This window comes from Bradyrhizobium sp. HKCCYLRH3097, from assembly GCF_051167875.1.
Taxonomy (GTDB): Bacteria; Pseudomonadota; Alphaproteobacteria; order Rhizobiales; family Xanthobacteraceae; genus Bradyrhizobium.
Map to the genome: position 1 here is coordinate 117,651 of NZ_JBNPTX010000017.1, position 18,767 is coordinate 136,417.

The window sequence follows — 18,767 nt, forward strand, 5'->3', positions numbered from 1 at the left end:
ATGCCAGAGTGAGCGAGTCGCTTTCGGAGAGGACCGATGCAGGATCGCGCGCTGCGCAGACCGGATGACGCCGAGATCGCCGCGGTCAACGCGCGGCATTTCGCCGATACGCCGCTGCGGCCGGCCGATCTCCTGTTCGTGTTCGGGACCCGCGTCGACGAGGAGTTGCGTGCCGAGACGGCGGTGAAGCTGTGGCAGCAGGGCTACTTCCGCCACGCCATCGTCAGCGGCGGGATCACGCCGGGCGCTGATCTTTCGGAGTGTACGCTGATCAAGGCCGCCATGGTGGGGCGCGGCATTCCGGCCGAGCGCATCCTCGAAGAGCACCACGCCACGAATACCGGCGAGAACGTCGCGTTCGCGCTGCCGGTGATCGACGCCGCGCTCGGCCTCGCCAATGTCGGCAGTGTGATCTGCCTCGGCAACAGCTGGACCGCTCGGCGCTACGCGATGACCCTGCAGCGCCACTGGCCCGAAGTCGAGAAGATGCTGCTGACGGTCGATAGCTTCGGCGTACCGCGGCAGTTGTGGCACACCCATCCGGAGTTCCGCCGCCGCGTGCTCAGCGAATGGGACAAGATCGAACCTTATAAGGCGAAGGGCTTCATCGCGGAGTGGCCGTGATGGACGCGGCGCGTGCTCGCACTTCGATGACAACAGGGTCCATCGGGTCTCATGGCAGACTTTGGTGGTCATTCCAGATGGGGCATCTGGCCCCTGCGATGGAGTTTCCATGAACCAAGGTGCCGGCCGTATTGTCGCCCACTACGAGCATCATGCGCTGTCGTGGGACGCCGACCGCCGAGCGGCTTCCTGGACGGACAAGCCTCCCATCGAACGCTTCCTTGCGTGTCTCCGACCGGGCGCAACCGTGCTCGATCTGGCTGCGGGGGCGGTGTGCCGGTCGCAGCGCACATAGCGACGCAAGGATTTTTGGTCACCGGCGTGGACAGCTCGCCGACGATGATCGCACTTTGCCGAACGAGGATGCCGGATCAGGAATGGATCGTCGCCGACATGCGGCCGTTGACCTCAGGTCGGCGGTTTGACGGGGGGCTGGCCTGGGACAGCTTCTTCCATCTTGGACACGATGACCAGCGACGCATGTTTCCAATCTTCGCGGCCTGCACAGCTCCGGGCGGCATTCTAATGTTCAACGCCGGCCCCGCGCATGGTGAAGCCATCGGGTGCTATCGCGGCGATCCGCTTTATCATGCGTCTCTCGATCCATCCGAGTACGCGGCGCTGCTGCGCGACAATGGCTTCGAACTGATCGTACATTCGGTTGGCGAGCCAGCGAACGGCGAGCGTAGCTTCTGGCTTGCTAGCGCGGCTGAGGCTGGTCCGACCGTCTGACTCACGGCTCGGTCAAAGCGGTCCGATACGCGAAGATGCGGTGATCTGCCGCCACTCACGGCCTCACCACCAGCACCGAGCACTTCGCGTAGCGCACCACGTGCCCCGCGTTGCTGCCGAGGAAGTAGGTCCGCATCGCCGGGCGGTGCGAGGTCATCACGATCAGGTCGGCGTTGACCTTGGCCGCCTCCTCGAGGATCTCGTGATAGATGCCGCCCTGGCGTACCGTGTAGCTGATGCGCTCGGCCGGGATGCCGGATTCGCGCGCCACGATCGACAGCGCTTCCTCGGCGGTCTCGCGCTGCTGCGCATCGAAATCGGCCGGGACGTATTCGGCGAGCATCACCGGCGTCATCGGCATCACGTTGAGCAGATGCACCGTGCCGCTCCAGGTCTGCGCCAGCGTGGCCGCGGTGGCGATGGCCGGCTTGGCGAGGTCGGTGTCGGCCAGATCGATCGGCACCAGAATCGAGTTGAACATCGAAGGTCCTCCTCTCTGCCCGCCGGCATTACGCGCCGGACCCGACCTGCCTGTCAATCGACCGAGCCGTGCTTGAGCAGCTTTGGCGTGACGAACCTCAGGAGATGGCCGCGGGTGAAGCTGATGTCGCCCCAATCGTCGGTGTCGAAATCGAGCACCGCGAGTCCCGCGGTCGGCATGTTGCGCATCAGCTCGTGGCGGGCCTCGGAATCGCCCTCGCCGGTCAGTGCCAGCGCCAGCTCGTGCATGCCGGGATTGTGCCCGACGAGCAGGAGCTGCTTCGGATCACGCGCTGCCGCGAGGCGGATGTGATGCAGCATCTGCATCGGCTCGGCGCCGTAGAGCTCGGGAACGGTCTCGACCTGCGGGGGCGGGACGCGGTCCTTCATCGCCGCAAGCGCGAGATCCCAGGTCTGCTGCGCCCGAACCGCGGTCGAGACCAGCACCAGCTCCGGCACCGGCGGGTGGCTGGCGATGAAATCGCCGATCATGGCGGCATCCTGGTGCCCGCGCTCGTCGAGACGGCGGTCCTGGTCGCGGCCGGTCGGCGCGTCAGTCTCGGTCTTGGCGTGGCGCAGCAGCATCAATCGGCGCATGGAATTCCGTCTCGAATCGTTCAGGCTGGGTCAGCCTGTACCACGTCTCTTTATCGCCATTAAAAGCGCCATGACGTCCGGCGCAGGGTTCGCTAAGAAAACGCCATGAACGAGACTTCCACAAGCGTGAACGATGACGCGGATGCCGCAGGTGCACACGGCCGCACCAGGCTGAATTTCGACCTCGATGTCGACGTCTGCGTCGTCGGGGCGGGATTGGCCGGCTTGACGGTGGCGTTGTGCGCGGCCCGGCAGGGGGCGAGCGTCGCGGTGCTGGAAGGCCGCCAGGTCGGATGGAACGCATCCGGTCACATGATCGGCACGGTCATGCCCGGGTTCGACCTGCCGCTGCCGGATCTGATCGAGCGCGTCGGGCTCGCGCATGCCCGGGCGCTATGGGCGTTGTCCTGGTCCGGTGCCGAGTTCATCCGCGCCCAGGCCACCGCGGCGATGCCGGGCATCGGGCTCAGCGAAGGCGCGCTCGAAGTCTCCAATGTCGACGCCGGCGACGCCTTGATCCGCCGCCTCCAGATGCTGCATGAGGACTTCGACACCGAGGTCGAGGGCTGGCAGGTCGAGCGCGTCAGGACCGAGCTCAAGACCGACCGCTACTTCCATGGCGTCCATTACCCCAAGGCGTTCCAACTCGACGGCCGCAGGTACGTTCACGCGCTGGCGCGGCTCGCGCACCGGGCCGGGGCAAGGATCTTCGAGGACACGCCGGTGGTCAGCATCGACGCGTCGGGCGTGCGCAAGCGCATCGTGACGCCGTCGGCGCGGATGCGCGCCTCGCACATCGTGCTCGCCGGCAACATCCATCTCGGCGCGCCGCTGCAGAAGCTGTCCGATACGCTGCTGCCGGTGTGGCGCTATGGCGGCGTCACCGCGCCGCTCGGCGAGCGGCTGGCTGATGCGATCGCCTTCCGGGGCTCGGTCAGCGACACCGACGGCATCGATCATTTCCGCGTCGTCGACGGCGACCGGCTGATGTGGGCGAGCCCGGAGACGACCTGGGACGCCAGGCCCAGCGGATTTGCCGCGGCGCTGCAGCGCCGGATCCGCACGGTGTTCCCGCAACTCGGCCGCGTCGAGATCGCCGAGACCTTTGGCGGCGTCACCGGCCAGACCGTGCACGGCATGCCGCAGATCGGCCAGCTCCGCAAAGGCCTGTGGGTCGCGAGCGGCTTCGGCCGGCAGGGGCTCAACACCTCGGCGATGGCCGGGCAGTTGATCGCGCAGGCGATCCTCGCTGGCGACGACCGCTGGAAGCTGTTCTCGCCGTTCGAATTGGTCTGGGCCGGCGGCGTCAGCGGCCGGGTCGCCGGCCATGTCGTCAATCTGTGGATCCGGGGCCGCGCCGCCGCGGCCGGGACGCTGGCGCGGCACCGCGAGCGCGTCCGCGCGCAGGAGCGTGTGCGCGAGATCAGGGCGGCCGAAGCGCGGCGCCGGGCGGCCGAGCGGCCCGGCTCGCGGCTGCCGCTGCGGCCGCAGCCGTCCGATCTGAACCGCCGTCCCGACGCCGGGGAGGGCTGACACCTCGCAAGAAAGTGAGCCGTCGCGCCCGCGCCCGACGTAACTTCCCGGGATCCCGTCCGTAGATCCGGTAACCCATCGCCGCACGGAGACGTCCATGATCGACCGCCGCATGATGTTCACCACCGCCGCCGGACTGTTCGGCTTCGCCGCCCTGCGCTGGCTCGGCGGTTCCGCGCCGGCCCGCGCCGCCGAGAAGTTCGAGATCGAGAAGACCGAGGCCGAGTGGCGCGCGCAATTGACGCCGCAGCAATACGAGATCCTGCGCGAGGAGGGCACCGAGCGGCCCTGGACCAGCCCGCTGCTGAAGGAGCATCGCAAGGGCACCTTCGCCTGCGCCGGCTGCGACCTGCCGCTGTTCTCCTCCGACACCAAGTTCGACAGCGGCACCGGTTGGCCGAGCTTCTTCAAGCCGCTCGACAATGCCGTGGCGACCCGCCAGGACAAGACCTACGGCATGGTCCGCACCGAGGTGCATTGCCGCCGCTGCGGCGGCCATCTCGGCCATGTGTTCGACGACGGCCCCAAGCCGACCGGCCTGCGCTACTGCATGGACGGGCTCTCGCTCACGTTCCACCCGGCAAATCCGTCGTCGACCTGACAGGAATTTGCGCCAGGATATTCCGGCTCGTCCGTTCAAGGCTCGATGGGGGTCTTCAGGACGCGCCGGTAGCCGTGACGAGCGGCCGCGCCGGAGCGCGATTTGGCGCGTCCGGCCCGGCAAGAACTGCCGGCTCGGCAATTGTTCACCAGTTTTGACGCCGGTTTTTTTACGTTGTTGTTTTACAACGCGCTGATTTCAAAGCATTTTCTCATCTGGCACAGCGATTGCGACAGCTCTCCACGAAACGCGGTGCGGGCCGACCCGCCACCGGCATCACAGTGGAGAGATTGGTATGGGTATCTTCGACGCGATGAACACTTCGGTGAGCGGTCTGTCCGCTCAATCATTCGCGCTGCAGAATATTTCCGGTAACATCGCGAACGCGTCGACCGTCGGCTACAAGGGCATCGGCACCAGCTTCGAAGACCTCATTCCCAACGCGACCAACCCGACGCGCCAGAACGCCGGCGGCGTCACCGCCTTCGCCAAGGCCACCATCACCACCCAGGGCACCGTCTCGACGTCCTCGGTCGCCACCAACATGGCGATCAACGGCGACGGCTTCTTCAACGTGCAGAAGGCCTCCTCGGTCGTCGATAACGTGCCGGTCTTCACCGGCGTCACCAACTACACCCGCCGCGGCGACTTCCAGCTCAACGCCAACGGCAACCTGATCAACGGCGCCGGCTATTACCTGATGGGCGTTGCGGTCGATCCGAAGACCGGCAACGCCACCGGCAACGTGCCGACCGTGCTGCAATTCGCCAACAATTTCGTGCCGGCGCAGGCGACCACCGCAATCCAGTACGCCGCCAACCTGCCGACGCAGCCGAAGACCGCCGCGAGCGGCAACGCTGCGACCGGCACGCTGGTCGCGGCCGGCGGCCTCAACTCGGCCGACCTCTCCAACGTGCCGCTGCCGGTCGGCACCAATTTCTACGCCGACTCCACCGTCACCGGCGCCACCGCCGTGAACAAGGTGCCGGCGCAGATCACGACCTCGACATTGTTGAGCGGCGCCAGCGGCGACTCGATCTCGAGCAATTTCACCACCGGCGACACCATCACCATGACCGGCAGCGCCGGCGACGTCGTCACCTTCACCTTCGTCGCCTCCGGCGCCTCGGGTACCCAGATCAATGTCGGCGACTCCGTCGGCACGCTGCTGGCGAAGATCGCGGCCGTCACCGGCGTGCAGCCGACCATCACCGCCGGCAAGATCACGCTGCATTCCGGCAGCGGCGAGGACTGGAACTTGAGCAGTGCCTCGCCGGGTTTCACCGCGCTCGGCCTCACGTCACCCGTGGCACTGACGCGCACGGCGAGTCCCGGCACCGGCATCGTGATCGGCAACGATCTCACCAACTTCAACAACGAGACGATCTCGGGCGGCGCGGTCACGGCCTACAACTCGTCGGGCACGCCGGTGAACGTGCAGCTGCGCTGGGGCAAGGTCGACAGCTCGACGCTCGGCACGGGCCACAAGGACACCTGGAACCTGTTCTACCAGACCAACTCCAGCGCCACTGGCTCGACCGTGGCCTGGCAGAACGTCGGCACCAATTTCACGTTCGCCTCCGACGGCTCGCTGGTGTCGCCGACGACCTCCAACATCTCCATTCCCAACGTCGTGGTCGACGGCACCACGCTCGGCACCGTCAGCCTCAACATCTCCTCGGGCGCGCTGACGCAATATGCGAGCACGATCGGCTCGGCGACGATCAACCAGATCAATCAGAACGGCTTCGCCGCCGGCCAGCTGCAGTCGGTCGCCGTCAACAACAGCGGCGTCGTCACCGGCACCTTCTCCAACGGCCAGACCATCAACCTGGCGCAGGTCACGCTGTCGCATTTCAACGGCACCAACTACCTGAAGGCGCTCGACGGCGGCGCCTACGAGGCGACCGACCAGTCCGGCCAGGCCATCATCGGCGCGACCGGCAAGATCTCGGGCGGCTCACTGGAAGGCTCCAACACCGACATCGCCGACGAGTTCACCAAGCTGATCGTGACCCAGCAGGCCTATTCGGCCAACACCAAGGTGATCACGACGGCCAATTCGATGGTGCAGGATCTTCTGAACGTGCTGCGCTGATCGCGCTGAGACGTGGCAGTTGAATTGACATAAGGCTACCGAACATGGGTTTGAGTTCTGCCCTCGCCACCGCGATGTCCGGCCTGCGCTCGACGCAGGCCGCGCTCTCGATCATCTCATCGAACGTCGCCAACGCGAACACGCCCGGCTACGTCGCGCAGAACCCGAACCAGATCGAGGTCGCCAGCGGCGGCTTCGGCTCGACGGTGACGACGACGGGCGTCAACCGTCAGCTCGACTTGTTCGTCCAGAACCAGCTCCGCACCGAGACCTCGGGTGGGACCTATGCCAATCAGATGGCCAACATCCTGAGCCAGCTGCAGACCGTGTACGGTACGCCCGGTGGCAGCGGCACGCTCGAGACGGCGCTGAACAATTTCACCACGGCGCTGCAGTCGCTGTCGAACAATCCGAGCAACCAGTCGGCGCAGTCGGTGGCGCTGTCGGCGGCGCAGGGCGTGGCGCTGCAGCTCAACGCGACCACCAAGGGCATCCAGACCCTGCGCACCAATGTCGAGCAGGACATCGGCAATTCGGTCACGCAGGCCAACGCGGCGATCAAGCAGATCGCGACGCTCAACACGCAGCTGCAGGGCCTCGACAGCTCCGACCCGCTGGCGGCGACCCTGCAGGACCAGCGCGACAACGCGATCAACACGCTTGCCAAATATGTCGATATCCGCGTCGTGTCCGACCCGACCAACGGCACGAGCATATTCACCAATTCGGGCATCCAGCTGGTCGGCGCGGGCCTCAGCTCCGAGTTCACCTTCTCGTCGCCGGGGACGCTCGACGCCACCTCGCTCTACAACAGCGATCCGACCAAGACCGGCGTCGGGCAGCTCAACATCAAGCTGTCGAACGGCGTGTCGCTCGACGTCGTGTCGAACAATCTCCTGAACTCGGGTCAGATCGCGGCCGACCTCAAGCTGCGCGACCAGACCCTGGTGCAGGCGCAGACCCAGGTCGACCAGCTCGCGGCGACGATGGCCTCGGCGCTGTCCGACAAGACCACGGCGGGTACCGCGGTGGCGGGACCTCCGGCCGGCTTCGACGTCTCGACCAGCGGGCTGCTGGCGGGCAACACCATCAACCTGACCTACACGGATTCGAGCAACGTCCAGCGCCAGGTCAAGATCGTCAACGTCAACGATCCCGCGGCGCTGCCGCTGAAGAACGCCTCCGGCGCCAACCCGTCCTATGTCGGCGTCGACTTCTCGCTCGGCATGGCCTCGGTGGTGTCGCAGCTCAACAGCGCGCTCGGTGGCGCGCATCTGCAGTTTTCCAATCCCTCCGGCACCACGCTGCGGATCACCGATGACGGCACCAGCCAGGCGGCGGTCAAGGCGGCCTCGGCCACCACCACGGTGCAGACGCTCGCCAGCGGCAACGCCCAACTGCCGGTTTTCACTGACGGCGGCGCGCTCTACACCGGCGCAATCACCTCGACCGGCTCGCAGATGACGGGGCTCGCGGGAAGGCTCAACGTCAACCCGGCATTGCTGAACGATCCGACCAAGCTGTCGACCTACTCGACCTCGCCGCAGACCGCGGCCGGCGACGCGACGCGACCGGACTTCCTGTTCGCGCAGCTCACCTCGGCGACCTTCAGCTACTCGCCAACCACCGGCCTCGGCTCGGCGGCGCAGCCATTCCAGGGCACGGTGTCCGGCTATCTGCAGCAGTTCGTCAGCCAGCAGGGCAGTGCCTCGACGCTGGCGACCCAGCTCAGCCAGGGCCAGGCCGTCGTGGTCAGCACGCTGAAGGAGAAGTTCCAGGGCACGGCGGGGGTCAACATGGACAGCGAGATGTCCAACCTGATCCAGGTCCAGAACACCTATGCGGCCAACGCCCATATCATGTCGGTCGTGCAAAGCATGATGCAGAGCCTGCTCCAGGCATTTTAGTGAGGCGCGTGTAAGATGTCGATCAGCAGTGTCAACTACGGAAATTCTCTGCTCGGCCTGTCCGTGCGGAACATCTCGAACCAGCTCGCGGACCTTTCCACGCAGCTCTCGAGCGGCGTCAAGGCGAACAACTACGCCGGCATGGGCCCCGACGAGGGCTTCGCGATCGCGGCGCGGGCGCAGCTCTCGAACATCTCGGCCTTCACGCTGACGATGACCCACGTCAATACCGTGATCGGCGCGGTCAATACCTCGCTGCAGTCGCTGTCCAAGATTCATGACCAGGTCCAGAGTGGCGCCTCGGCGACGCCGCAGAACCTGACCAGCACCGGCCAGACCACGGGACAATTGACGGCGCTGTCCAACCTGTCGGCCATCACCGGCATCCTCAACACCCAGGTCGGCGATCGCTACATCTTCTCCGGCAGCGCCACCGACCGGCCGGCGATCGCATCGGCCGACGACATCCTGAACGGCACCACGACGCAGGCCGGCCTGAAGCAGGTCATCGCCGAGCGGCAGCAGGCCGATCTCGGGCTCAACGGTCTCGGGCGTCTGAACCTGTCGGCGTCGGCCACGATGCCGATCACGCTGGCGGAGGACGTCGCCGGCTCTCCGTTCGGCTTCAAGCTGAGCGGCGTCACCTCGTCGCTGACCAATGCCACGGTGACCGGACCGTCCGGCTCGCCCGCGGGCATCTCGGTCGATCTCACCGCCGGCAATCCGAATGCGGGCGACCAGATCAGCTTCACCTTCAAGCTGCCCGACGGCACCTCGGAATCGATCAAGCTGACGGCGTCCACCACGACGCCGGCGCCGACCAATACGTTCGCCATCGGCGCCACGCCGGCGGCCACCTCCGCCAATCTCAATGCGGCGCTCAACACGGCGCTGTCGACGCTGGCCAATACCTCGCTGACCGCCGCCTCGGCGGTCGTCGCCGGTGACAACTTCTTCAACACGGCGAGCGCCGTGTCGGGAACGGTGGTCAACAACAAGCTCGCAACGCCGGCGCCGATCACGGGAGCGACGCTGCTGTCGGGCGGGGCGGGCTCCGACTCGATCGCGACCAGCTTTGCGACCGGCGACACCATCACCGTCAACGGGCAGACGCTGACCTTCGTCGCCTCCGGCGCCAGCGGCAACAACCAGATCAATGTCGGCGACAGCGTGCAGACGCTGCTGTCGAAGATCGATACGCTCAGCGGCACGTCGACGCCGTCGACGGTCAGCGGCGGCGTGATCACCTTGCGCACCAACGACGCCGCCGGCTTCTCGGTGTCGAGCTCGAACGCGGGTGCGTTCGGGGCGCTCGGCTTCTCCGGCACAGTGACGGCGCCGACGCCGCCGTTGCGCGTCTCCGGCTCGCCGCTGGGATCGGCGACCAGCCTCGTCAACGGTTCGGCCAACACCGTCGCCTGGTACACCGGCAACAGCGGTCCCGGCTCGGCGCGGTCGAGCGCGAGCATCCGGATCGACACGGCGCAGAGCATTCAGTTCGGCGCCCAGGGCAACGAGTTCGCGATCCGCAACCTCGTGCAGCAGACCGCGGTCTATGCCGCCGTCAACACGCCGCCAGCGGGAGCAAATGCTCCGCAGCAGATCGGTGCGCTCAGCCAGCGCATCGCCGCCAACCTGACGCCGCAGCTCGGCCAGCAGGCGATCTCGGATATCCAGACCGAGTTCGCCAACGCCCAGACCACGATGAAGGACGCCACGGCGCGCCAGACCCAGGCCAAGGCGGCGATGCAGGCCATGGTCGACCAGACCGAGGGCATCTCGCAGCAGGAGGTGGCGAGCCAGATCCTGCAGCTGCAGACCAACCTCCAGGCGTCCTACCAGACGACGGCGATGCTGGCCCAGTTGACGCTGGTGAAATATCTGTAGCGCCCCGGGGGCGGCGGTTAGGTTTTCGTTAACCACGTCTCTTTAGCTTTTGTTCAGATCTGGGGCGAGAGCCTCTTTGTCTGGAGGCGGACGTGAGTGACGGAACCGACGAGCGCATTCATTTGGTGGTCGCGACACCATGCTTCGGCGGCCAGGTGTCGAGCATCTATGCGAGCTCGATCTTCGCCCTGCAGCGCGAGTTGCGCGCCGCGTCCAACGTCGACCTCACCGTCCACATGCGCGACGGCGATGCGCTGATCACCCGTGCCAGGGCCAATCTCGTCACCCTGTTCCTCAACGATCCCTCGGCCACGCATCTGCTCTTCGTCGATGCCGACATCGGCTTCACGCCGAAGCAGGTGTTCCGGCTGATCGCGTCCGGCGGCGACATGGTCGCCGGCGTCTATCCGGTCAAGAAGGTCAACTGGAACAAGGCGCGCCGCGCCATCAATTCCAACCGCATGGACGTGCCGGCGGCATCGCTCGACTACGTGCTGGAGATCGACAATCCGGACCACGTTGCGGTGGTCAACGGCTTCACCCGCGTGCGCTATGCCGGCACCGGCTTCCTGATGGTCCGCCGCCGCGTCATCGAGACGATGATCGCGCATCCGGCCTACGCCCCGCTGCAGTTCTTCCGCGAGCATTCGCAGGATGCGCTGGCCGGCAGTCCGAACCGCTTCGCGCTGTTCGAATGCATGATCGACCCGGCGACCGGGACCTATCTCAGCGAGGATTTCGCGTTCTGCAGGCGATGGACCGATCTCGGCGGCGAGATCTGGGCCGATCTCGACAGCCGGCTCGATCACGTCGGTCCGTCCGTGTTTCACGGCAATGTCGCCTCGCAATTCGCGTCGGCGGTGGCGGTTCCCACCGCCGCCGCGGCCGACGCAGCCTGACGATCCGCGCGATGACCCCGGCGGTAACCCGGTCGCAGATATCCCAATCATCCCGGATCGACCGGCGCGAGCAGGGCGCCGCGACCGGACTGCGCGATCTCTTTGCCTTGCTCGGCGATCTCCTGATCGATGGCGGCGATACCCGCCTGGCGCTCGATCGCCCCTGGGGCCGCAACGTCTATGGCTGCGGGCCGTCGCCCGAACCCGATGTGCTGTGCTTCGCATCGAGCACGGCTTCGCCGATTTCAGAACGCGCCTATGCGCGCGTCGAGCTGGCGCGCGAGCAGCTGATGCATGCGGCGATCTCGCTCGGCCTCGACGCCGCGCTCGACCGGCGCACCGAGGAGATGCGCTGCGAATTGCGCGGATATCTCGGCCTTGCCGACGAGATCGACATCGTGTTCTCGCCGTCCGGCACCGACTCGCAACTGCATGCGCTGGCGCTGGTGCGGGCGGTGCTGGGCGAGGCCGTCACGAGCATCGTCGTCGGCAGCGACCAGACCGGAAGCGGCACCGCCGCGAGCGCCCGGGGACACCATTTCAGCACGCGGACGGCGAACGGTCTGGCGGTGCGGACGAACACGCCGATCGAGGGGCTCTCGGGCGACGCCGTGTCGCTGCCGCTGCTCGAAGGCGCATCGATGCAGCCGCGCGTTGCTATCGATGCCGAGGTGCTCGACAGCGTCGAGGCGCTGGTGCGAAGGGGCCGTGGCGTCCTGCTGCAGGTCATGGATTCCTCCAAGCTCGGCTGGCGCGCGCCGGACATGGCCTGCCTGGACGAGGTGGCGCGGCGCTGGCCGGGGCGCGTGCAGGTTGTCGTCGATGCCTGCCAGATGCGGCTCGGCGCGGCGCGGCTGCGCGATCATCTCGAACGCGGCCATCTGGTGCTCGTCACGGGCTCGAAGTTCTTCGGCGGCCCCGCCTTCAGCGGCGCGCTGCTGGTGCCCGCGGCCGCATCGGCTGCGCTGCGCCGCGGACATCCGATCGCGCCCGGCCTGTTCGACTATGTCAATCGCAGCGATTGGCCGCTCGCCTGGACGGATCTGCGCGCGCGCACGGCGCCGCGCGCCAATATCGGCCAATGGCTGCGCTGGGAGGCCGCGCTGGAGGAGATCGCCGCGTATCACGCCGTGCCCGAGACGTTCCGCCGGATGGCGATCCGGCAGCTCGGCGAGGCCATCGAAAGCCTGCTGATGCTGTCGCCGGTGCTGCGTCCGATCGCCGCCCGCGCGCCTGCGCCGGATGGGAGCGATGGCGAGTTCGGCTTTCCCACCATCTTCCCGTTCGCGCTCCAGCGTGACGGCGGCCCGCTCGGCCTCGGTGAGACGCAGGCGGTGTATCGCGCGCTGCAGCGCGATCTCGGCAGCCGCTTCACTGGACGCGCAGCCGAGATTGCCGCACGCCAGTGCCTGATCGGCCAGCCGGTGCGGATCGAACGCGCGGGCGAGGCGCCGTCGGCCGCGCTGCGGCTGTGCATCGGCGCGCGCCAGGTGACGGACGCATGGTGCGACGACGTCACCGCGGCCCGGGTCAATCTCGAATCCGACATCGACCGCGTCGCCGACATCGTTGCCAAAACAGAGCTGCTCGTATCGGATCTGAGCAGCCAGGATCTCAGGGACATCTGCAATGCCGACTGATTTGCTCGCGCTGGCCGACGCCACCGACGCAGGATGTGCCGACCGGATCGGCATGGCCAAGCTCGCCAAGGCCGCCTTCGACGGCCAGGACCTGAAACCGATGTGGGCCGCCTTGCTCGCCAAGCTGCTCGACGGCCGCGCGGAGCCGGGCGAGGGGCTCGATCTCGCGCTGATCGCGCAGCTCATCGGCGAGAAATCCTCCGGGCTCGCGATCCAGCACGACGTTCTGCAGTCGCAGCAGCTCTACCGCGTTGCCTGCAACAGCGCGACGCCGCGGCTGCGCGTGCTCGCGCTCGCGGCGGCCACCGACATGGGCAGCAACACGCCGATCGAATTCCTGCTCGAGGACACCGACTTCGAGCTGCTGCTGCTCTATGTCGTTCCGGGCGCGGACCTGCTGGCGCCTTTGCCCGCTCATGACGTCGCCATCGTCATCGCGTCCGATTCCGAGGATTGTCAGCACGCGCTGCGCGAGATCGATGCCGTCGCGGCGCGCTGGCCGCGTCCGCTGCTGAATCCGCCGGAGCGGATCTGGCATCTCGATCGCGACAAGCTGCATGCGCGGCTCGCCGGCATCGACGGGCTCACCATTCCGGCGACCATTCCCGTCGACCGCGAGCGCCTGATCGGGATCGCCGACGAGCGCGAATGGATCACGGACGTCGACCACTCGCTCGTCTTCCCGGTCATCGTGCGGCCGCGCGGTTCGCATGCCGGCGTCGGCCTGGAGAAGGTCGACGAGCCGCTCGAGCTGTCGCTCTATCTCGACGAGCGCAGCGAGCAGGAGTTCTTCGTCTCGCGCTTCGTCGACTATGCCAGCGAGGACGGTCAGTTCCGCAAGTACCGCATCGTGTTCGTCGACGGCACGGCCTACGCCTGCCACATGGCGATCGCGCGACGCTGGGACATCTGGTACCTCAACGCCAACATGGCCGGCAGCGAGAGCAAGCGCCTCGAAGAGGCGACCTTCATGCAGACCTTCGACATCGGCTTCGGCCGCCGTCATCGCAGCGTGCTCGATGCGATCGCCGCGCGCGTCGGTCTCGACTATTTCATCATCGACTGCGCCGAGACCAGGGACGGCACGCTGCTGGTGTTCGAGGCCGACAATACGGCCGTCGTCCACAACATGGATTCGCCGGAGGTCTTCCCCTACAAGCCGCCGCAGATGCAGAAGATCTTCGCGGCCTTCGCGGCCATGATCGAGAAGCGCGCCGCGTCGCGGGCGGAGCAGGCGGCGTGACCGCCGGGCTGCGCATCGATCCTGCGTCGCGGACGGCGGAGACGCTCGATCCGCGACATTGGGACGAGATGCGCGCGCTCGGTCATCGCATGCTCGATGACATGATCGACTATGTCGCCGATATCCGCGACCGGCCGGTGTGGCAGCCGATGTCGCCGGCGACACGTCAGAGCTTCCGCAGCGCGCTGCCGCATGCGTCGACCGATCTCGCCGAGGTCTATCGCGATTTCAGCGAGCTCGTCGTTCCCTACGCGACCGGCAACGTGCATCCTGGATTCATGGGCTGGGTGCATGGCGGCGGCACCGTGGTCGGCATGCTCGCCGAGATGCTGGCTGCCGGATTGAACGCCAATCTCGGCGGCCGCGACCACGCGCCGATCGAGGTCGAGCGGCAGGTCGTCGACTGGACGCGTCAGTTGTTCGGCTTTCCGGCAAGCGCCAGCGGCATCTTCGTCACCGGCACCTCGATGGCCAACCTGATGGCGGTGCTGGTCGCTCGCCGCAACGCGCTCGGCGCGGCGGTTCGCTCGGCGGGTCTCGGTGAGGAGGGGCGGCGCTTGCGCGCCTACACGTCGAAGGCGGCGCATGGCTGCATCGCCAAGGCGATGGACATCTGCGGACTGGGCAGCGACGCGCTCGGCTGCATCGCGGTGGATGCCGCACATCGCATCGACGTCGGCGAGCTGCGGACCGCGATCGCGCGCGATCGCGCCGCGGGACTGCATCCGTTTCTCGTCGTCGCCTCGGCGGGCACCGTCGATATCGGCGCCATCGACGACCTCGCTGATATTTCCGAGCTCTGCCGTGCCGAGGGGCTCTGGTTTCACGTCGACGGCGCCTTCGGTGCGCTTGCGATGCTGTCAGCGGAGCTCGCACCGAAGCTCGCCGGCATCGAACAGGCGGATTCGATTGCGCTGGATTTTCACAAATGGGGGCAGGTGCCCTACGATGCGGGCTTCCTGCTGGTGCGCGATGGCACCAAGCATCGCGACGCCTTCGCCTCGCCGGCCGCCTATCTGCGCCGGGAAACCCGTGGTCTCGCGGCGGGCGCCGAGTGGCCCTGCGATCTCGGTCCTGATCTGTCGCGCGGCTTCCGGGCGTTGAAGACATGGTTCACGCTGAGGACGTTCGGCACGGATGCGCTCGGCGCCGTGATCGCGCGAAGCTGCGAGCTCGCGCGCCATCTGGAGGCGCGGGTGCGCGCCGAGCCCGAGCTCGAGCTGCTGGCGCCGGTCAATCTCAACATCGTCTGCTTCCGCTATCGTGCCGACGATGCCGATGCACTCAACGGCGAGATCGTCGCCGACATCCACGAATCCGGCCTCGCCGCGCCGTCGACCACGATGCTCGACGGACGGCTGGCGATCCGTGCCGCGATCGTCAATCATCGCACCGGGACGAGCGACATCGACCGGCTGATTGCGGCGGTCCTCATGTTCGGCCGCCAGCGCGCGGCCGGTCTCACGCCGTTGATCGAGGTCGATGCGCCGCCGCTGGCGCTCTGAGCGCAAATCGCATCTCGGCGTCGTCCGCTGGTTGATGACGACCGCCGGCAGAATGTCGCCGCGCGTCGAAACCTTTCCAAAGGTGGTTGACGCGTTGTGAACGACGGGCGCGTTTGTTGAATCAACGAGCCTTTTCAAAGGGCGTTCTTGCGCGATGACGCGGCAATGAGCCGCGCCGATGCGCCTGTTCCGCTGATTGAGGCGGCTGCGCACCACAACCCTTCAGCGTTTGTTAGCCACTGCCATTCACCGTGACGCCCGTCGTCCGGGGTCGTTCAAATCGACCTGGGCTGCACCCCGATCTCGAAGGGATCGGGGTTTATTTCACACCAGAAGGGTATGAAAATGTCAGGTATCGTCCTCTCGGCGTCGGTGCGCCAGAATTTGCTGTCGCTTCAGTCGACGGCTCAGCTCCTCGCCACCACCCAGAACAATCTCTCCACGGGCAAGAAGGTCAACTCGGCGCTCGACAATCCGACCAACTTCTTCACCGCCCAGGGTCTCGACAACCGCGCTTCCGACATCTCCAATCTGCTCGACGGCATCGGCAACGGCGTGCAGGTGCTGCAGGCCGCCAACACCGGCATCACCTCGCTGCAGAAGCTCGTCGACAGCGCCAAGTCGATCGCCAACCAGGTTCTGCAGAGCGCGGTGGGCTACTCCACCAAGTCGAGCGTGACCTCGGCGGCTCTGACCGGGGCGACCGCCACCGACCTGCTCGGCTCCAGCTCGACGGCTGTGACCGGCTCGGTCGTGAACAACGACAATACCTCGAGCGCGGTGGCGATCACCGGCTCGACCAAGCTGTCGGGCACGGCAGGCACCGCGTCGAACAACCTCGCCTCCGGCATCACCTCCGGTGAGACGCTGGTCGTCAACGGCACCACCTTCACCTTCATCACCGGCACGTCCTCGACGGGCACCAACATCGGCATCGGCGACAGCGTCAGCAACCTGCTGTCGGCGATCCAGACCCAGACCGGCGTGACCGCGTCGATCACCGCGGGTGCGATCACCCTGACGCCGCCGGCGGCGGGATTGACGCTCTCGGGCAGCACCGGCACCTTGGGCAAGCTCGGGCTGACTGCTGTCGGCGACGGCTTGTCAGGTCAGACCTTGACGGTCGGCGCCACAGGAGGTGGCACGGCGACAAGCATCACGTTCGGTCTAGGGACAGGACAGGTCAAGTCGCTGAACGATCTCAACGCGAAGCTCGCAGCCAACAACCTGCAGGCCTCGATCGATTCGTCGACCGGCAAGATCACCCTCAGCACGACCAACGACGCGGCGTCCGCCACGATCGGCGCGATCGGCGGTACGTCGGCTGCATCCAGCCAGGCCTTCAACGGTCTGACGGCGGCGGCTCCGGTGGCGGACGTGACCGCGCAGACGCAGCGCGCGAGCTTGGTCTCGCAGTACAACAACGTGCTGGCGCAGATCAATACGACCGCGAGCGATGCGTCGTTCAACGGTGTCAACCTGCTGAACGGCGATACGCTGAAGCTGACCTTCAACGAAAACGGCAAGTCGACGCTGTCGATCACCGGCGTGACCTTCAACTCCGCGGGGCTCGGGCTGACGACCCTGACCTCGGGCACCGACTTCCTCGACAACAACTCGGCGAACAAGGTCATCGGCGTGCTCACCACTGCCAGCTCCACGCTGCGCAACGAGGCCTCGACGCTGGGTTCGAACCTGTCGGTGGTGCAGGTTCGTCAGGACTTCAACAAGAACCTGATCAACGTGCTGCAGACCGGCTCGTCGAATCTGACGCTGGCCGACACCAACGAGGAAGCGGCCAACAGCCAGGCGCTGTCGACCCGCCAGTCGATCGCGGTGTCCGCGCTGTCGCTCGCCAACCAGTCGCAGGCGAGCGTGCTGCAGCTGCTGCGCTGATCCACAAGCATCGCATCTCGACGATCAAGGCGGCGGGGGAAACCCCGCCGCTTTTTTATCGGAGGAAAGGTCCGACATTGCTGCGGCGTAGCTTGGCGAGCGCGCAAAAATAGGAAAGCCCGGCCTCGCGACTGGCGAGCCGGGCCTTTCGATGTCGGGTGAGGAGACGAAAGCTCAGGCCGCCGAGCTCACCGGCTTGTCCTGCTGTTCGGCTTCAGCCTGCTCGATCAGCTTCTTCTCGTAGGCGACGAGCTTCTTGGCTTCCTTCAGCGCCTGGTAGAGATCGCCGTTGAGGATATGACCGTTGATCGCCTCGATGATCGGCCAGGCGCTCGGCACCGTGGTGATGATGTCGCGCAGCAGGTTGAAATAGGTGCCGTGATCCGCGTCTGCCCCCGGCGAGATGTACATCAGCTGGACCGCAAGATAGACGAGCTTGGCCGGCGTGTCGGCCGTCTCCGGCGTCAGGATGTCCTTCTCGCGCAGGATCGGAATGTTCTCGCCGTCGATCAGGAGGCGCGCGCGCTGATCGGTGTTGGTGATCACGCAGGAGCCGATGATGATGCGCTCATGCGGCTTCAGTTCGACTTTCAGGGCCATTCTCATTCTCCGTTGCCGCAATCGGCGTGGCGCCGAACCTGCTGCGTCGAGGCCGATGACGGGTCCAGCTGCCAGTCTAGATCGCGCGGGGAGTCTGCGCGCTCGATCGGTCGGTGCGCAGCAATCCTTTCCGATCATGGTTAACGGACGGTAAACGGCCGCGCCCGCCTGGCGAATATGCGGTGTTTTCAAGGTGATCCGCGGCGAATCGCCGATGCGCGGCCGTGCCGATGCCACGCATCGGGGACCGCGAGCGGTCGTGACTTCACTGTTTGTTAGCCGCTCGCATTTACCTTAACGCCCGTCGCCCGGTGGTGCAGTCACCGACGGGCTTCGCCTTGATCCTGAATGGATCGGGCCGTTTGTTTCACACCAGAAGGGTATGAAAATGTCAGGTATTGTTCTCTCGGCGTCGGTGCGTCAGAATCTGCTCTCGCTTCAGTCGACAGCTCAGCTCCTCGCCACCACCCAGAACAATCTCTCCACGGGCAAGAAGGTCAACTCGGCGCTCGACAATCCGACCAA

At 66.4% G+C, this 18,767-nt stretch carries 15 protein-coding genes; 12 read left to right on the top strand and 3 right to left on the bottom strand.

Annotation, left to right across the window (positions count from 1 at the left end; all coding sequences use genetic code 11):
• The first annotated feature begins 36 nt into the window (after positions 1-36).
• Together ACQR0U_RS30610 and ACQR0U_RS30615 are read left to right on the top strand one after the other, a co-directional pair.
• Complete coding sequence (locus ACQR0U_RS30610; RefSeq protein ID WP_316225707.1) at positions 37-624, top strand: YdcF family protein; 588 nt, start codon at positions 37-39, stop codon at positions 622-624.
• A 51-nt stretch (positions 625-675) separates the two neighbouring features.
• The gene (locus tag ACQR0U_RS30615) at positions 676-1,356 is read left to right on the top strand and encodes a class I SAM-dependent methyltransferase (RefSeq protein WP_434844072.1); all 681 of its coding nucleotides are present in this window, start codon (positions 676-678) and stop codon (positions 1,354-1,356) included.
• Between the two features lie 55 nt (positions 1,357-1,411).
• On the opposite strand, the gene ACQR0U_RS30620 is transcribed toward ACQR0U_RS30615, so the two are convergent.
• Entirely contained in the window at positions 1,412-1,837 is a 426-nt protein-coding gene (locus tag ACQR0U_RS30620; RefSeq protein ID WP_315712676.1) for a universal stress protein, read from the bottom strand.
• Positions 1,838-1,890: 53 nt separating this feature from the next.
• Entirely contained in the window at positions 1,891-2,433 is a 543-nt protein-coding gene (locus ACQR0U_RS30625) for a SixA phosphatase family protein (protein WP_315753157.1), read from the bottom strand.
• A 105-nt stretch (positions 2,434-2,538) separates the two neighbouring features.
• On the opposite strand from ACQR0U_RS30625, the gene ACQR0U_RS30630 reads away from it, so the two are divergent.
• The 10 genes from ACQR0U_RS30630 to ACQR0U_RS30675 all read left to right on the top strand — a co-directional run bounded on the left by ACQR0U_RS30630 (position 2,539) and on the right by ACQR0U_RS30675 (position 17,642).
• On the top strand, positions 2,539-3,966 hold the full coding sequence (locus ACQR0U_RS30630) for an NAD(P)/FAD-dependent oxidoreductase (protein WP_315753156.1): 1,428 nt from the start codon (positions 2,539-2,541) through the stop codon (positions 3,964-3,966).
• 97 nt (positions 3,967-4,063) lie between these two features.
• A complete protein-coding gene (gene msrB, locus ACQR0U_RS30635; RefSeq protein WP_315753155.1) occupies positions 4,064-4,567 on the top strand; it encodes a peptide-methionine (R)-S-oxide reductase MsrB in 504 nt (167 codons plus the stop codon).
• Positions 4,568-4,862: 295 nt separating this feature from the next.
• On the top strand, positions 4,863-6,665 hold the full coding sequence (locus ACQR0U_RS30640) for a flagellar hook-basal body complex protein (protein ID WP_315712671.1): 1,803 nt from the start codon (positions 4,863-4,865) through the stop codon (positions 6,663-6,665).
• 44 nt (positions 6,666-6,709) lie between these two features.
• Positions 6,710-8,572 (top strand): flagellar hook-associated protein FlgK, encoded by a 1,863-nt coding sequence (gene flgK, locus ACQR0U_RS30645; RefSeq protein WP_315712670.1) that lies wholly within the window; start codon positions 6,710-6,712, stop codon positions 8,570-8,572.
• A 15-nt stretch (positions 8,573-8,587) separates the two neighbouring features.
• The gene (locus ACQR0U_RS30650) at positions 8,588-10,459 is read left to right on the top strand and encodes a flagellar protein (RefSeq protein ID WP_315828154.1); all 1,872 of its coding nucleotides are present in this window, start codon (positions 8,588-8,590) and stop codon (positions 10,457-10,459) included.
• Between the two features lie 92 nt (positions 10,460-10,551).
• Entirely contained in the window at positions 10,552-11,358 is an 807-nt protein-coding gene (locus ACQR0U_RS30655) for a hypothetical protein (protein ID WP_315712667.1), read from the top strand.
• An 11-nt stretch (positions 11,359-11,369) separates the two neighbouring features.
• Positions 11,370-12,998 carry a hypothetical protein gene (locus tag ACQR0U_RS30660; protein ID WP_434844073.1) on the top strand — a complete coding sequence of 543 codons (1,629 nt, stop codon included), beginning with the start codon at positions 11,370-11,372 and terminating at the stop codon, positions 12,996-12,998.
• Between the two features lie 52 nt (positions 12,999-13,050).
• Positions 13,051-14,241: an ATP-grasp domain-containing protein gene (locus ACQR0U_RS30665; protein WP_315753289.1), complete on the top strand. Its 1,191-nt coding sequence runs from the start codon at positions 13,051-13,053 to the stop codon at positions 14,239-14,241.
• Between the two features lie 68 nt (positions 14,242-14,309).
• The gene (locus ACQR0U_RS30670; protein WP_434844074.1) at positions 14,310-15,746 is read left to right on the top strand and encodes a pyridoxal phosphate-dependent decarboxylase family protein; all 1,437 of its coding nucleotides are present in this window, start codon (positions 14,310-14,312) and stop codon (positions 15,744-15,746) included.
• A 345-nt stretch (positions 15,747-16,091) separates the two neighbouring features.
• Positions 16,092-17,642: a flagellin gene (locus ACQR0U_RS30675; RefSeq protein ID WP_315715995.1), complete on the top strand. Its 1,551-nt coding sequence runs from the start codon at positions 16,092-16,094 to the stop codon at positions 17,640-17,642.
• Positions 17,643-17,816: 174 nt separating this feature from the next.
• Here ACQR0U_RS30675 and flbT read toward each other — a convergent pair whose 3' ends face one another.
• Positions 17,817-18,242, bottom strand: coding sequence for a flagellar biosynthesis repressor FlbT (gene flbT / locus ACQR0U_RS30680; protein ID WP_315715996.1), 426 nt, complete (start codon positions 18,240-18,242; stop codon positions 17,817-17,819).
• Positions 18,243-18,767 lie beyond the last annotated feature (525 nt).

Bases quoted from the DNA above. Each gene is read 5' to 3' on its own strand.
- ACQR0U_RS30640 (WP_315712671.1), top strand. From the start codon at position 4,863: ATGGGTATCTTCGACGCGATGAACACTTCGGTGAGCGGTCTGTCCGCT.
- ACQR0U_RS30625 (WP_315753157.1), bottom strand. From the start codon at position 2,433: ATGCGCCGATTGATGCTGCTGCGCCACGCCAAGACCGAGACTGACGCG.
- ACQR0U_RS30620 (WP_315712676.1), bottom strand. From the start codon at position 1,837: ATGTTCAACTCGATTCTGGTGCCGATCGATCTGGCCGACACCGACCTC.
- msrB (WP_315753155.1), top strand. From the start codon at position 4,064: ATGATCGACCGCCGCATGATGTTCACCACCGCCGCCGGACTGTTCGGC.
- ACQR0U_RS30615 (WP_434844072.1), top strand. From the start codon at position 676: ATGGCAGACTTTGGTGGTCATTCCAGATGGGGCATCTGGCCCCTGCGA.
- ACQR0U_RS30670 (WP_434844074.1), top strand. From the start codon at position 14,310: ATGCGCGCGCTCGGTCATCGCATGCTCGATGACATGATCGACTATGTC.
- flbT (WP_315715996.1), bottom strand. From the start codon at position 18,242: ATGGCCCTGAAAGTCGAACTGAAGCCGCATGAGCGCATCATCATCGGC.
- ACQR0U_RS30650 (WP_315828154.1), top strand. From the start codon at position 8,588: ATGTCGATCAGCAGTGTCAACTACGGAAATTCTCTGCTCGGCCTGTCC.
- ACQR0U_RS30610 (WP_316225707.1), top strand. From the start codon at position 37: ATGCAGGATCGCGCGCTGCGCAGACCGGATGACGCCGAGATCGCCGCG.
- ACQR0U_RS30675 (WP_315715995.1), top strand. From the start codon at position 16,092: ATGTCAGGTATCGTCCTCTCGGCGTCGGTGCGCCAGAATTTGCTGTCG.
- ACQR0U_RS30665 (WP_315753289.1), top strand. From the start codon at position 13,051: ATGGCCAAGCTCGCCAAGGCCGCCTTCGACGGCCAGGACCTGAAACCG.
- flgK (WP_315712670.1), top strand. From the start codon at position 6,710: ATGGGTTTGAGTTCTGCCCTCGCCACCGCGATGTCCGGCCTGCGCTCG.
- ACQR0U_RS30660 (WP_434844073.1), top strand. From the start codon at position 11,370: ATGACCCCGGCGGTAACCCGGTCGCAGATATCCCAATCATCCCGGATC.
- ACQR0U_RS30630 (WP_315753156.1), top strand. From the start codon at position 2,539: ATGAACGAGACTTCCACAAGCGTGAACGATGACGCGGATGCCGCAGGT.